The organism is Aphanizomenon flos-aquae FACHB-1287, from assembly GCF_014698755.1.
Taxonomy (GTDB): Bacteria; Cyanobacteriota; Cyanobacteriia; order Cyanobacteriales; family Nostocaceae; genus Dolichospermum; species Dolichospermum flosaquae.
Window position 1 is genome coordinate 34,969 of the sequence record NZ_JACJTO010000001.1, and the last position, 13,075, is coordinate 48,043.

Consider the following 13,075-nt stretch of genomic DNA (forward strand, 5'->3'; position numbering starts at 1 on the left):
TAAGCGACAGCACAACCCAATCAATTGACCTAAATTATCTTCTATTTCATCTACAAAACTTGATATAATCAGAAACAGATCTAAATTCTTGGAAATATTTAAGCATTAAATAATATGGACACTGAACAACTGAAAATACAAATTGAAGAACAGAGAAATTTATTAAACACCGATAGACTTGATGTATCTTTCGGAGAAATAATGCGTATGTATGAAGATAAAGAAATTGTTATTAAACCTGCATTTCAAAGATATTTTCATTGGGATGACGGCAATTTTGCCACTGCTCTTTATGATGTTATTACAATTGGTGTTGCAGAAAACTATGATTATTACAAATCTCAACCATCAGACGTGATTTTAAATAAAATAAATCAGGAGGTGCGTACAGATACAATTTTAATAAAGTTTTCCAGAAGAGGAGGAAATAATCAAAAAGCGAGAATTATCAATCGGCTGAGAGAAGCCAAGCGAATATTTGGAAACATCAATAAATAATGACTAATCAGATCAAATTAGAACTTAGTATTGATGATGTTTGCAATCCTATTCTCATATATCATATTGAATCTAGATTTCCACAATTTAAACAATATCCAGAGCCAGATAAATTTAATAGAAAAGTAAATTTTTTTGATAAATTGGCAAAATTTTATAAAACTACTCCTTTAGAAATTAACCCAAATATCAATACAGAAAGCAATGTTGGTTTTAATGTGTTAAATAGAATATTAAGTGATTTTAATGTAGAAAAGATTCCAGAATATCCAGAGCCTCAATATTCATTAAAAGATGAACTTGCTAAATTAAAAGAGCAATTAAAGTAGTTGATAAACTTATGGAGTTAGTATTTGAGAGAATTAAAACTGGGTTTATAGAAAGATCCTATCTCAAACAGTAAGTATCTGATATCATGTTCGCCCAATCACTTACGATATAGTTTATCATTGTATTACCTTTTCCCAATTATCAATTACCCATTACCAGTCACAACAGACACAATCAAAAAAATTGAAAGCTAAAATATAGCTACAAATTTTTTTTAGTTTTAAGGAACAAGGAGCAAATTGGTCTGTAATTCATTAAACTAGGAAACGAGATATCTAAATTAAAAAAGGTAGGCACAATGAGTTCCCACGCCCTGTTATTAGTAAATCGTCATGCTCGTCAAGGACAAAAACGTTATGAGGAAGCGATAAATTGTTTACATCAATTAGGCTTAAAAATCATTACAGAATCTACAGAAAATCCCACACAATTGGGTGAACTAATTCGTCATTACCAACAAGAAATTAACTTGGTAATTGTGGGTGGTGGTGATGGTACACTCAACGCCGCTGTAGAGGCAATAGTTGATACTCAATTAACTTTAGGAATTTTACCTTTAGGAACTGCTAATGATTTAGCAAGAACTTTGGGAATCCCTAATTCTATCCCCCAAGCTTGTGAAATTATTGCTAACGGAAAGTTACGACGAATTGATTTAGGTTCAGTCAATGGTAAGTATTTCTTTAATGTTGCTAGTTTGGGTCTGAGCGTGAATATTACTCAACAATTAACTAAAGAAATTAAACAACGTTGGGGTATACTTGCTTATGCTGCTATCGCCTTCCAAGTAATTTGGAAATCCCGTCCTTTCAGTGCAGAAATTCAGATACATGGTGAATCAACTTTAGTGAAAACTGTACAAATTGCTGTGGGTAATGGTCGCTATTATGGTGGTGGTATGGCCATAGTTCATGATGCCGCTATAGACGACCAAAGACTGGATCTTTATAGTTTGGAAATTGATCATTGGTGGCAAATAATCCCATTACTTCCGGCTATGCGTGAAGGTAAACATATTAATTGGCCTAATGTCCGCGCCCTTCAGGGACAGGAAATCACAGTATATACCCGCAAACCCCATTCTATTAATACAGACGGAGAAATTACAACCCATACTCCCGCTACATTTCGCGTCATTCCTCAAGCAATCACTGTTTTAGTCCCAGCATGATCCTAGTATAATCATAATAGGCTGGAAACTCACACACTTCAGCACTAACAGCAAAATATCCAGCGGTTTTCACTTCTGAATTTTGTGTATAATACCATCATCACATCATAACTATGAATTTACGGTTTTCTCAAGAAATCAAATCCCTACTAGAACGTTTAAGTGAAAAACCGCTGACTTTAGCTGATATTCTGGCGGAAACATCCGAACGAGGTTTTAGCTTAGTAATGACATTATTAGTATTACCCTTTTTATTTCCTATGCCTCCAGGCTTAACCGGTCCCATGGGCGGTGCTTGCTTGCTATTATCATTACAGATGGTTTTAGGCAGAAAAACACCTTGGCTACCTAAAAAAATCGCTAACTATAAATTTTCTAACACCTTCGCCCAAATCATTTTACAAAATCTGCGGCGGGTTACTAGGGTATTAGAAAAAATTGCCCGTCCCCGATTACAAAAGGTCGCTAATCACCCTTGGATTTGGCGATTTAACGGGCTTTGCATTTCTTGGTTAACAGTATTATTAATTTCCCCAGTTCCCTTTACTAATCCCATTCCCACCGTGGGAATTTTACTTTTAGCAGTTGCTACCATTGAATCTGATGGATTATTAATGTGCATTAGCTATGTTGTCACCTTCTTAATTACTTTACTATTTGGTTTCATTGGTTATGCCCTGTGGTTAGCGCCCAATTTAGTACCCGCTATTTTTAATTAACAGTCCCCACTCTCAAAACACGGGGATTTTTGATTCCCCTTCAAAACTTACTTAATGATACTTATGTAAGTAAAGTAAAAATTTAAATTTCTATGGTGTGAATTAGTGATACCTCCCTATTTTATACCAAATTTAATCTAATTGGGTCTGCGTTTATATCTGTCTGTAATTCGCATCTACAGCTAAATCTATGCGTACGAGATAAGATGATAGAATCTTTTCTACAATCAAAGTGATATGGCTTCTAGGGAATGAGGGAAGCCTTTCAGTGGTGTGATAGGAGTGAAGTGCAATGTTAAGTCGCAAGCGAGTTCCAATTTTTGCAGATAATCAAGAAGGTGATACTTACGCCTGGTTTTCTCAGCGGGCTTGGGTCGAAATTGATTTAGGGGCATTGTCTCATAATGTCCAGCAGTTGGTAAAGTTTTTGTCACCACGTACTCAATTAATGGCAGTTGTCAAAGCAGATGCTTATGGACACGGAGCGGTGACAGTGGCTAAAACTGCCTTAGAGGCGGGCGCTAGTTGGTTAGGTGTGGCCACTGTTCCCGAAGGTATTCAATTGCGAGAAGAAGGCATTAAAGCCCCAATTCTAATTTTAGGGGCAATCAACACCCCAGAGCAAATTCAGGCTAGTGCTAATTGGCAGCTTCAGCCTACACTATGTAGTCCTAAACAGGCTTTAGAATTTTCTAATACCTTAGAAAATATTAATAATCATTCATCCTTACCTGTGCACATTAAACTAGATACGGGAATGTCTAGATTAGGTACTAATTGGCAAGAAGCAGCAGATTTTGTACAGTTAGTACAAGGATTACCTCATTTAGATATTATCAGTATTTATTCTCATCTAGCAACAGCAGATAGCGCTGATGTCACAGTGATGTCAGAACAACATAAAAGATTTGAGGAAGCAATTGTACAAATTAAAGCTAAAGGTATCAAAATTCCCAGTTTACATTTAGCCAACTCAGCGGCGACCCTTACAGATTCAAGATTACACTATGATATGGTACGGGTGGGTTTAGCAATTTATGGGGTTTATCCTGCTACTCATTTACAAAATCAAATCAAATTGCAACCAGTTTTACAACTCAAAGCCAGAGTTACTCAAGTTAAAATCATAGCAGCAGGAACTGGAGTTAGCTATGGGCATAATTATACTGCTTCTGAGGAAATGCGTCTAGCTGTGGTGGGAATTGGTTATGCAGACGGCGTGCCCCGTCATCTTTCTAATCAAATGCAAGTATTAATTCGGGGACAGCGTGTATCACAAATTGGCGCAATTACAATGGACCAAATCATGTTAAATGTAGATTCTATACCTGATTTACAAGAGGGGGAAATAGTGACTTTACTGGGAGAACAGGGACAAGAACAAATCTCCGTTGATGATTGGGCAAATCTCCTCAAGACCATTTCTTGGGAAATTCTCTGCGGTTTTAAACATCGTTTACCCCGAGTGGCTGTTATCTAGAAGGTTAGGTACTTGGGACAAAATCACCAGTACCCCATAGATGAATTTTCAACGTCAACCTATTTGATTGTTTTAATTGTTAATTTTAATTTTTAATTGCTTATGCCCTCCCCACTTTGGCCTTATATTACTCCTGGGATTCCTGACGAATTATTTGAGCATTTACCAGGAATTCCCTTCAGTCAGAGAGAATTAAGATTGCTGTTAATTTCCCAACTGCGGCTACAAGCAGATTCGATCTTGTGGGATATTGGCGCAGGAACAGGTACAATTCCTATAGAGGTCAGCTTATTGTGTCCCCAAGCGCGGGTGATTGCTATTGAAAGAGATGAGGATGTTGCTAATCTAATTAGACGTAATTGCGATCGCTTTGCAGTTAAAAACGTCCAAGTAGTTGAAGGTAGTGCCCCAGAATGTTTAGATCAAATTAAGTCACTACCTAACCGTATATGTATTGAGGGAGGTAGGGATATACAGGAAATATTCCAAGCTGCATGGCAATATTTACCAATATCTGGCAGAGTAGTCGCTACTGCTGCTAATCTAGAAAGTCTATATACTATTTCTCAAAGCTTTTCTCAGTTAAGAGCTAGAAATATTGAAGTTGTCCAATCAGCGGTTAATCGCTTAGAAACACGAGGCTATTCTCAAACCTTCGTAGCAGCAGATCCCATTTTCATTCTTAGTGGTGAGAAACTAGATTAAATTCCTTAGATTTTTGGTTTTGAGTTATACCCAAAATCCAAAATCCAAAATCCAAAATCCTATTGATTATGCCCTGGTCCCGAATTGTTAGTGGAATTATTGCGATTGTTATGGCGTTATCTTCAACTCTATTAGGAGGGTGGTATTTCACCATAGCGATCGCTATTGTCGTATTTTTAGGTCAACAAGAATATTTTAACTTAGTGCGTTCTCGCGGAATCACACCAGCGATCAAAACTACTATGTTTGTCAGTCAAGTTTTATTGGCAATTTGCACTCTCGATCCTAGTTTAGCGGATGCAATTATGCCCATAGCAGGAACGCTTATTTGTTTTTACCTACTTTTTCAACCCAAACTAGCCACCATTGCCGATATTTCTGCTTCTATTATGGGTTTGTTTTATGTCGGTTACTTACCAAGTTACTGGGTAAGGTTACGGGGAATTGATCATGATCTTACCAGCAATCTTCCTTTAAATGGTTATTGGCCATCTAATTGGTATGACATTACACAAGGCAATTTTAGTAACTTATCAACAGGTTTAATCACCACTATCCTCACTTTTTTATGTATTTGGGCAGCAGATATTGGCTCTTATACCTTTGGTAAATTCTTCGGTAAAACTCGGTTATCAGATATTAGTCCCAGAAAAACCGTAGAAGGTGCAGTTTTCGGTATTGTTGCCAGTGTCGCTGTTGCTACAACAGGATCTCACTTTCTCCATTTTCCCCACTGGTTAATAACTGGTATCACATTGGGTCTAATTATTGGTATTGCTAGTTTGTTAGGTGACTTAACGGAATCTTTGCTCAAACGTGATGCTGGTGTCAAAGATTCAGGACAATTGATCCCCGGTCATGGGGGGATTTTAGACCGCACCGATAGCTATATTTTTACTGCTCCTTTGGTGTATTATTTCATTACCTTACTTTTACCTTTATTACAAAAAACTCTGTAATAGCATCGGAGATAAGATATAATTTTCACTTGTCCATGTCAGTCACAATCGTTAGATAATTTCTAGTAAGTTTAGCCAGTATTGGAGTTTGATTTTTTAATGATTATGGGTTAACATTGATACGTCCATAACAAGTTAGTTGTTTTGGACTCAGGGCAATTTTTTCGATATCAACATCCGTTCCCAGATTTATAATATAAGGAGAGGTCCCTAAAAGATTTAGTACCTGTTGATCTGTAAAGACCTGAATCTGTGTTAATTGCAGTTCTTGTCCGTTGAGTAGTTCTAAGCCTAAATAAATATGGAAAAATGACCCGTCAGGATCAGAACTTGGGTTACCATGCAGGATCAATCCCTGATTTTCAAGGGTGATTTTTCGCCAAGTAATAGACTTGGAATTTAGGCTATATTCTGCTAATACTGTAATCAGTACATCATTTATAGCCGTCAATAATAATGGAGATGAGAGGGATTTACTTAGATCTGGTTCAGTCATGATCAGCTTACCAACCACGGGCACTATTGCTGATAATTGCAGCGGTTGGCCTTTTAATATTGATGCCACATTCAATTGGATCTTTTCTGCCTGAAGTTCGATCTGTGTAATATAAATACCTTGATACACTGCATTACTAGCGGCAATAAGTACCCCAGGAATGCAGCCCGAAAGCAGTTGGCCATCGCTCGCTTCTATCTGTACCTGTAAATGAGATACTTGATTTAATTGGCTTCTTAACCAAAGCTTAATCGCTGATGTAAGAACTTTTGTAATAATCCTGACTTTAGTGTTAGTTGTATTTGGGGAACTTGGTTCTGTCATTTTTCGACCGTTCTATAAATGTAATCATACTCAAAAGCTGAGTATCTTAAACAATCCTTAACTCTAACATGGAAGTTTGTTAACAACAAAGTGCAAATATTAGCAGTATAAAAATATTCAGTAAGAAATTAACAATTTAGATATGGAGGCAAGGTTACAAAAAATTCTAGCTCAATGGGGTATCGCCTCACGCCGTGAAGCTGAAGAAATGATTAGGCAATCACGAGTATGTGTGAATGGGGGAGTAGCACATTTAGGGCAAAAAGTCGATCCCTACCAAGATAAAATCTCTATTGATGGTAAAACTGTGTTAGCGGAACAGCGTCCATCCAAAATATATTTATTACTGCACAAACCAGCAGGAGTGGTCTCTACTTGTTATGATCCCCAAGGAAGACCAACGGTTTTGGATCTGCTACCGTCAACATTAAGAACAGGATGGGGTATTCACCCGGTTGGACGTTTAGATGTAGACTCGACAGGGGCATTGATTTTAACCAATGACGGGGAATTGACCTATGGACTTACCCATCCCAGTCATAGTATTTCCAAGACCTACCGTGTTGTCGTTCAAGGACATCCCCCGGCAAAAACTCTCAAAAATTGGAGTCAGGGTATAGTTTTGGAAGGAAAAATCACAAGACCGGCTCAAGTGCGGTTGATGGAAAATTATATTGATCAAAGCTGTTTAGAGATAGTTTTACAGGAAGGAAGAAACCGTCAAATTCGTCGTATAGCCGAACAGTTGGGATATCCAGTCATTAAGCTACATCGCACCGCTATTGGTTCAATTCAATTAAAAACATCAATAACAGCATTCTTGGCCTCAGGTAAATATCGTCATCTGAGTGGGGATGAAATTAGTTTTTTAAGTAAGCAGATAATTCGCGTGCCTGAAGATAAAGCCAAGTTAAGGAGTAAAATAAACACATGAAATGGTTCAGAAAGAAGGGTGAACAGCTAATCAAACCTTCTATCAAGGAACATCAAGCCGAAAAGTTAGAGCAACTTGGCTCTCAACTAGCTTCCCTACGACAAGAACAGGGACTGACTCTAGATGATTTAGTCGTGTTCACCAGAATTCCTCGACGACTTTTACAAGCTATTGAAGAAGGCAATTTAAATGATTTACCAGAGCCAATTTATACACAAGGATTAATTAAACAGTTTGCATACGCTTTAGGGGTTCGGGGAGTGGAATTTGCCAGTCATTTCCCCATTGGTTCTCAATCAGTGGGTGTTCAATCTCCCTGGAAAGGCCAGGCTATTCCTCAATTACGTCCTGTTCATCTTTACTTGCTTTACATTGGGCTGATTTTTTGCTCTGTTAACGGTTTATCCCAATTATTGAATAATGGCTCATTACAGGCAAATAATCGCCAAGTTGAACCGAAATCAGTCACTAAATCATCAAAGCAAGAAATAGCTAATAATAGACTTGTTAGCAAGAAAGAGAATCAATCCGTACAAATTGGTGTCACCTTAAAGGCCTCATCATGGATTAGTGTGGTTACGGATGGCAAAATTGCCTTTGAGGGAGTTTTACCACAGGGTTCTAGTCGCACTTGGAATGCCACTGATCAACTGACAGTAAAAACTAATAATGCTGGTGGTGTGTTGGTGAGCGTGAATCAGGAAGCAGCCAAGGAAATGGGGGAACTTGGGAAACCTCAAGAAATCAAGATTGCGGCCCAACCAAACTTATAGAAGAAATCAGGAGTCAGGAGTCAGGAGTTAGGAGTCAGGGGGAAGAATATTTTTCTTTTCTGTTCCCTATTGCCCATTACCTGTCCCCTATTTCCTATTCTCCTCTATGGGCGCGTCCGTAAAGCACAGTGAGAGCTTTTAAGCGATCGCTTAATTCTGCCGTTAACATAGCTGCTTGGTAACGCCATTCCCAGTTTCCGTCCGCTGTGCTCGGAAAATTCATCCGTGCATCAGTTCCCAGACCTAATAAATCCTGTAAAGGTATAATCGCTTGATTGGCAATAGAGCTTAAAGCTAACCTAATTAAATCCCAGTGTATACCATCAGGACTCATACAACCCAAATACAACAATAAATTTTGCTTTTCGTAATCATTCGCAGCATTAAACCAGCCTAAAGTTGTATCATTGTCGTGAGTACCTGTATAAACTACAGCATTACGATTGTAGTTAAAGGGTAAAAACGGATTTCCGGGATCAGAACCAAAAGCAAACTGTAATACCTTCATTCCTGGAAATTCAAACTGATCTCGCAGTGCTTCCACTTCTGGGGTAATAATCCCCAAATCTTCCGCCAAAACGGGTAATTTGCCTAAACGCTTTCTAATTGCCTCAAATAAAGCCACTCCAGGGGCTTCAATCCATTCGCCATTCATAGCAGTTGTTTCTCCCTGGGGAACAGCCCAATAAGCCTCAAACCCCCGGAAATGATCAATGCGAATTATATCTACATAATCCAGCATCGCCTCAAAGCGTAATATCCACCAGTTAAAATCTTGTTTTTGCAATTCTTCCCAATTATAAACCGGATTTCCCCATAGTTGACCGGTGGCGCTAAAGTAATCTGGAGGAACTCCGGCCATTAAAGCTGCTGCTCCTGTTTCCTCGTCTAAAGCAAATATCTCAGGATTAGCCCAGACATCGGCGCTATCATGGGCTACATAAATGGGGATGTCACCAATAATTTCTATGCCATTTTTATTAGCATAATTTTTCAGTTCTGACCATTGACGGAAAAACTCATACTGAACAAATTTGTAATAAAAAATCTCCTCTTCCAACTCTTTTTCTATCTCAGCTAAAGCTGCTGGTTCGCGCTTTGATAATTCTGGCTGCCAATTATGCCAGCCTTCACCATTTTGGGCATCTTTAATTGCCATAAATAGCGCGTAATTATCTAACCAATAACCTTTATCAGCACAAAATTTAGAAAAAGCTTGTTTTTGAGTTGAATTTGCTTTAGTTTTAAAATCCTCACAAGCTTTAATGAGTAAATTGACCTTTATGGGGATAACTTCGTTAAAATCTACCTTATCTTGGGGAAAATCTGGTAAATCAGCCAAATCTGATGTAATTAAAAAACCTTCCTCTAACAATTTCTCTGGACTAATCAAAAAGTAATTTCCCGCCATTGCGGAGTAGCACATATAGGGAGAATTACCGTAACCAGTTGGACCTAGAGGTAAAACTTGCCAATATTGCTGGCCACTATTTTTGAGAAAATCAATAAACCGATAAGCTTCTAAACCCAAATCCCCAATACCAAAACGACTGGGAAAAGAACTGGGATGAAGTAAAATACCACTTGATCTAGGAAAAGGCATAATTTACCGACAATATATTGTTTATCAGCAGAGTGCTAAATTTATATCATGGCATACATGACATAATCAGTTTTGACTATTTTGATTCGTGAAGAAATGAGAAGATTAATCAACGGAATAATTAACAAGTATGACTTACAGAAACCCTGCGCCCACGGTTGATATTATTATCGAATTAATTGATAGACCTCATCGCCCGATTATCCTGATTGAAAGACATAATGAACCTTTAGGTTGGGCTTTACCCGGCGGTTTTGTTGATTATGGCGAATCGGTAGAAAAGGCCGCAATTAGGGAAGCAGAGGAAGAAATAGGGTTAAAAGTGGAGTTAATAGAACAGTTATTAGTATATTCTGATCCCGGTCGTGATCCTCGTCAGCATACAATTAGTATTGTATTTTTAGCAACTGCTACGGGTCAACCCTTAGCGGGTGATGATGCTAAGAGTGTAGATATTTTCTCATCTTGGTGTGTTCCTGGTAATTTGTGTTTTGATCATGACCGGATTTTACGGGATTATTGGCAATATAGAAATTATGGGATACGTCCCAGATTGGGGTAAGCGTTACTAAGGGATAGCAGCAAAGAATAGAAAAGAAGTGAATAACAGAGAAAGCAGAAATATCAGGGATTCAGCATTGCTAAATTCAAGGCGTTCAACTCTGTGGTCCTGTTACTTCTTTATTTTATACTTTTATAATAGTATTCAATGGTGCATTATGGACGCTGAAGAACGGAATTTTAGTTCTAAGAATCTGAGCGGGGTAGACTTTACAGGTGAAGATTTGAGTGGATTTGACCTAACGCGTTCAAATTTAACTGGGTCAGACTTAGATAATGCTAATCTGAGTAAAGCAAACCTTTACCAGACAAATCTCACTAGGGCCTCTTTAATAAACGCTAATTTAAGTGAACTGAATGGTTTTGGTTTAAATTTGACCTGGGCAGATTTGAGTGGTGCTAATTTGGAGAAAGCTAACCTAGAGAATGCCAATTTGAGCAATGCTAATTTGGATAATGCTAACTTAAGCAAAGCAAATCTAAAAAGTACAAATTTCAGTAATGCTCACTTGGATAATGCTAACTTGAGCAAAGCCAATCTACAAAGTGCAAATCTCCAAAAAGCTTGTTTGAAAGGGGCAAATTTAGAAAGAGCAGATTTACAAAATGCAAATTTAATGAAAGCAAACTTCACTGGTGCAAATCTGAAAAGAGCCGATTTAACCGGCGCAAATATTTATGGTGCAACCTTTAAAAATGCTGACCTCACAGGTGCGATAATGCCAGATGGAGAAGTTTACCAAACATCTACAGATTTAGAACTCGGTAAACCAGAAACACCATTCACAAAAGAGCCAAAAGAGATATATATTATGACTCGTAAAGTAATCCGTACTGATAAAGCACCTGCTCCTGTGGGACCATATAATCAAGCAATTCTCGCTTCTGGACAAATGTTATTTGTAGCTGGACAAATTGCTATAGATCCTCGTTTAGGTGATGTTGTTTATACAGAGGATGTTGTTAAGCAAACTGAACAAGTAATGAAAAATATTGAAGCTATATTAACAGAAGCAGGGGCTACATTTGCAGATGTGGTCAAAACTGGGGTATTTTTAGCTGATATGAATGATTTTGCCGCTGTTAATGCGGTTTATGCAAAATATTTTTCCGAAGATACAGCCCCAGCGCGTGCTTGTGTTGAAGTGTCCCGTTTACCTAAAAATGTACTAGTAGAAATTGACTGCATTGCAGTAATTACTGGTTAATGAACTACAATACCCACCGCTGGTAAAAAAAATACCCCCTTTACCAGAAGTAAGAGGGGGTTTACAAAACTTAATATCCGCCTTCTTCCTCGTATTCCACCTGTCGTTCCTTGACTTTTTTGGGAATATTTACAGGCTTTGGCGCATCATCCCAAGCATCAGTTTCTAGATCATCGTCATAGTCATCATACTGATCGGCATAAGTCTTTTTAACAGGTTTCGCTTCATATTTTGGAGCTTCCTGATAACTATCTCTTACCGTTGCATCACTCCAGTTATCTTCTTCATCTTCTTCATACTGAATTGACTCATAGGAACGGGCTTTCATGACCTGGCGTTGAGGTCTTGCTTCTTCTATATAATCTTCAGTCCATTCTTCCTCTTGGGCTATGGGTTCAGGAATGCGGACTTTTGGCCGGGGTGGTTCAAGAGGAAGACCGCTAGGTAATTGATTGCTGGGTGCAACTGTCCGGGGGGGAGTATAGCCAAATTCTTCTTCTGCGTCTCTTTCCCAGGGAGCTTTACCAATACCCAAACGTTCTAAAACACCCACCGTTAACTGATTTACTCTTTCTTCAGCACCTTCAAATACAATCAAGCGACTAGGTCCAGTGCTGACAACTTCATCTATGGACAATTCGTAGGTACTTAAAAACTGTTCAGGAATTTGTGGTAATCCCAAAGAAGCAATGACAATAGAGTATATTTTACCCGTTTCACCATTAAATTTAAAGCCTCTCACCTTACCCAAGACTTCACCCGTTTCTGTAATCACTTCCCAGTTTATGAGGTTACTGAGAATCTCTATTTCTACATCTTCGATTACATCTTCGTTATCAACTAAGATAACATCACCGATTTGGTTGATGGTGTTAAGATACATATTCCGAGGCAGACTAGATATAGAGATTAGGCTGTCTCGCAAACTAAGCGCTACAACCTCTCTTTGATCAATATCAACCCAGACTTGACTCACGATACCTAACCGCTTACCATTGTCGCGGGTGATTACCTGAGTGTTTAATATATCGGAACGTCTAATTACTTGTTCTGAGGTCATTCTATAGGTCGTCCTGTTCGCTTAACGTGCCGTAGGCAATCTCAAATCCGGTTTATCTATAAACTATTTTTAACAGAAATTTGTCAGTTGTCATTTTCTATTGATTACTGGTAATCTTCTTACGGAAATGTCCGGTAAGTGTAAAGCTCAGTCACAAAGCGTGTTGAGATATAATCAACACAGGTGATTAAAACTGCTTTCAATATTGTACTATCAAAGAACTACAAAACAAGTGGGTTAAAAAAATCATTATC

At 38.2% G+C, this 13,075-nt stretch carries 14 protein-coding genes; 11 read left to right on the forward strand and 3 right to left on the reverse strand.

Translation table 11 applies throughout. The features are described from left to right. The first annotated feature begins 114 nt into the window (after positions 1 to 114). From H6G44_RS00115 to H6G44_RS00145, 7 genes are all read left to right on the forward strand, one after another. Complete coding sequence (locus tag H6G44_RS00115) at positions 115 to 498, forward strand: hypothetical protein (RefSeq protein ID WP_190385341.1); 384 nt, start codon at positions 115 to 117, stop codon at positions 496 to 498. Next, the gene (locus H6G44_RS00120) at positions 498 to 827 is read left to right on the forward strand and encodes a hypothetical protein (protein WP_190385340.1); all 330 of its coding nucleotides are present in this window, start codon (positions 498 to 500) and stop codon (positions 825 to 827) included. The genes H6G44_RS00115 and H6G44_RS00120 overlap by 1 nt, the downstream gene beginning before the upstream one ends. A gap of 299 nt (positions 828 to 1,126) precedes the next feature. Continuing rightward, positions 1,127 to 1,999, forward strand: a complete 873-nt coding sequence (locus H6G44_RS00125) for a lipid kinase (RefSeq protein ID WP_190385339.1) — start codon at positions 1,127 to 1,129, stop codon at positions 1,997 to 1,999. 113 nt (positions 2,000 to 2,112) lie between these two features. Further along, positions 2,113 to 2,718: an exopolysaccharide biosynthesis protein gene (locus tag H6G44_RS00130; protein ID WP_190385338.1), complete on the forward strand. Its 606-nt coding sequence runs from the start codon at positions 2,113 to 2,115 to the stop codon at positions 2,716 to 2,718. Between the two features lie 292 nt (positions 2,719 to 3,010). Further along, on the forward strand, positions 3,011 to 4,198 hold the full coding sequence (gene alr, locus H6G44_RS00135) for an alanine racemase (protein ID WP_190385337.1): 1,188 nt from the start codon (positions 3,011 to 3,013) through the stop codon (positions 4,196 to 4,198). A 102-nt stretch (positions 4,199 to 4,300) separates the two neighbouring features. Then, positions 4,301 to 4,903 carry a precorrin-6Y C5,15-methyltransferase subunit CbiT gene (cbiT, locus tag H6G44_RS00140; protein ID WP_190385336.1) on the forward strand — a complete coding sequence of 201 codons (603 nt, stop codon included), beginning with the start codon at positions 4,301 to 4,303 and terminating at the stop codon, positions 4,901 to 4,903. Positions 4,904 to 4,971: 68 nt separating this feature from the next. Then, entirely contained in the window at positions 4,972 to 5,862 is an 891-nt protein-coding gene (locus H6G44_RS00145) for a phosphatidate cytidylyltransferase (protein WP_190385335.1), read from the forward strand. A 103-nt stretch (positions 5,863 to 5,965) separates the two neighbouring features. Here the strand turns inward: H6G44_RS00145 and H6G44_RS00150 are convergent, their stop codons facing one another. Next, positions 5,966 to 6,682, reverse strand: a complete 717-nt coding sequence (locus tag H6G44_RS00150; protein ID WP_190385334.1) for an LmeA family phospholipid-binding protein — start codon at positions 6,680 to 6,682, stop codon at positions 5,966 to 5,968. Positions 6,683 to 6,824: 142 nt separating this feature from the next. Between H6G44_RS00150 and H6G44_RS00155 the strand changes: the two genes are divergently transcribed. Both H6G44_RS00155 and H6G44_RS00160 read left to right on the forward strand, forming a co-directional pair. After that, entirely contained in the window at positions 6,825 to 7,616 is a 792-nt protein-coding gene (locus H6G44_RS00155) for a pseudouridine synthase (protein WP_190385333.1), read from the forward strand. Further along, on the forward strand, positions 7,613 to 8,389 hold the full coding sequence (locus H6G44_RS00160) for a helix-turn-helix domain-containing protein (RefSeq protein ID WP_190385332.1): 777 nt from the start codon (positions 7,613 to 7,615) through the stop codon (positions 8,387 to 8,389). The genes H6G44_RS00155 and H6G44_RS00160 overlap by 4 nt, the downstream gene beginning before the upstream one ends. Positions 8,390 to 8,483: 94 nt before the next feature. Here the strand turns inward: H6G44_RS00160 and malQ are convergent, their stop codons facing one another. Then, complete coding sequence (malQ, locus tag H6G44_RS00165) at positions 8,484 to 9,992, reverse strand: 4-alpha-glucanotransferase (RefSeq protein WP_190385331.1); 1,509 nt, start codon at positions 9,990 to 9,992, stop codon at positions 8,484 to 8,486. A 130-nt stretch (positions 9,993 to 10,122) separates the two neighbouring features. Between malQ and H6G44_RS00170 the strand changes: the two genes are divergently transcribed. After that, positions 10,123 to 10,554: an NUDIX domain-containing protein gene (locus H6G44_RS00170; RefSeq protein ID WP_190385330.1), complete on the forward strand. Its 432-nt coding sequence runs from the start codon at positions 10,123 to 10,125 to the stop codon at positions 10,552 to 10,554. A gap of 157 nt (positions 10,555 to 10,711) precedes the next feature. Beyond that, entirely contained in the window at positions 10,712 to 11,761 is a 1,050-nt protein-coding gene (locus tag H6G44_RS00175; RefSeq protein ID WP_190385329.1) for a Rid family detoxifying hydrolase, read from the forward strand. A gap of 70 nt (positions 11,762 to 11,831) precedes the next feature. On the opposite strand, the gene H6G44_RS00180 is transcribed toward H6G44_RS00175, so the two are convergent. Next, positions 11,832 to 12,821 carry a PRC-barrel domain-containing protein gene (locus H6G44_RS00180; protein WP_190385328.1) on the reverse strand — a complete coding sequence of 330 codons (990 nt, stop codon included), beginning with the start codon at positions 12,819 to 12,821 and terminating at the stop codon, positions 11,832 to 11,834. Positions 12,822 to 13,075 lie beyond the last annotated feature (254 nt).

Bases quoted from the DNA above. Each gene is read 5' to 3' on its own strand.
- H6G44_RS00115 (WP_190385341.1), top strand. From the start codon at position 115: ATGGACACTGAACAACTGAAAATACAAATTGAAGAACAGAGAAATTTA.
- H6G44_RS00120 (WP_190385340.1), top strand. From the start codon at position 498: ATGACTAATCAGATCAAATTAGAACTTAGTATTGATGATGTTTGCAAT.
- H6G44_RS00125 (WP_190385339.1), top strand. From the start codon at position 1,127: ATGAGTTCCCACGCCCTGTTATTAGTAAATCGTCATGCTCGTCAAGGA.
- H6G44_RS00130 (WP_190385338.1), top strand. From the start codon at position 2,113: ATGAATTTACGGTTTTCTCAAGAAATCAAATCCCTACTAGAACGTTTA.
- alr (WP_190385337.1), top strand. From the start codon at position 3,011: ATGTTAAGTCGCAAGCGAGTTCCAATTTTTGCAGATAATCAAGAAGGT.
- cbiT (WP_190385336.1), top strand. From the start codon at position 4,301: ATGCCCTCCCCACTTTGGCCTTATATTACTCCTGGGATTCCTGACGAA.
- H6G44_RS00145 (WP_190385335.1), top strand. From the start codon at position 4,972: ATGCCCTGGTCCCGAATTGTTAGTGGAATTATTGCGATTGTTATGGCG.
- H6G44_RS00150 (WP_190385334.1), bottom strand. From the start codon at position 6,682: ATGACAGAACCAAGTTCCCCAAATACAACTAACACTAAAGTCAGGATT.
- H6G44_RS00155 (WP_190385333.1), top strand. From the start codon at position 6,825: ATGGAGGCAAGGTTACAAAAAATTCTAGCTCAATGGGGTATCGCCTCA.
- H6G44_RS00160 (WP_190385332.1), top strand. From the start codon at position 7,613: ATGAAATGGTTCAGAAAGAAGGGTGAACAGCTAATCAAACCTTCTATC.
- malQ (WP_190385331.1), bottom strand. From the start codon at position 9,992: ATGCCTTTTCCTAGATCAAGTGGTATTTTACTTCATCCCAGTTCTTTT.
- H6G44_RS00170 (WP_190385330.1), top strand. From the start codon at position 10,123: ATGACTTACAGAAACCCTGCGCCCACGGTTGATATTATTATCGAATTA.
- H6G44_RS00175 (WP_190385329.1), top strand. From the start codon at position 10,712: ATGGACGCTGAAGAACGGAATTTTAGTTCTAAGAATCTGAGCGGGGTA.
- H6G44_RS00180 (WP_190385328.1), bottom strand. From the start codon at position 12,821: ATGACCTCAGAACAAGTAATTAGACGTTCCGATATATTAAACACTCAG.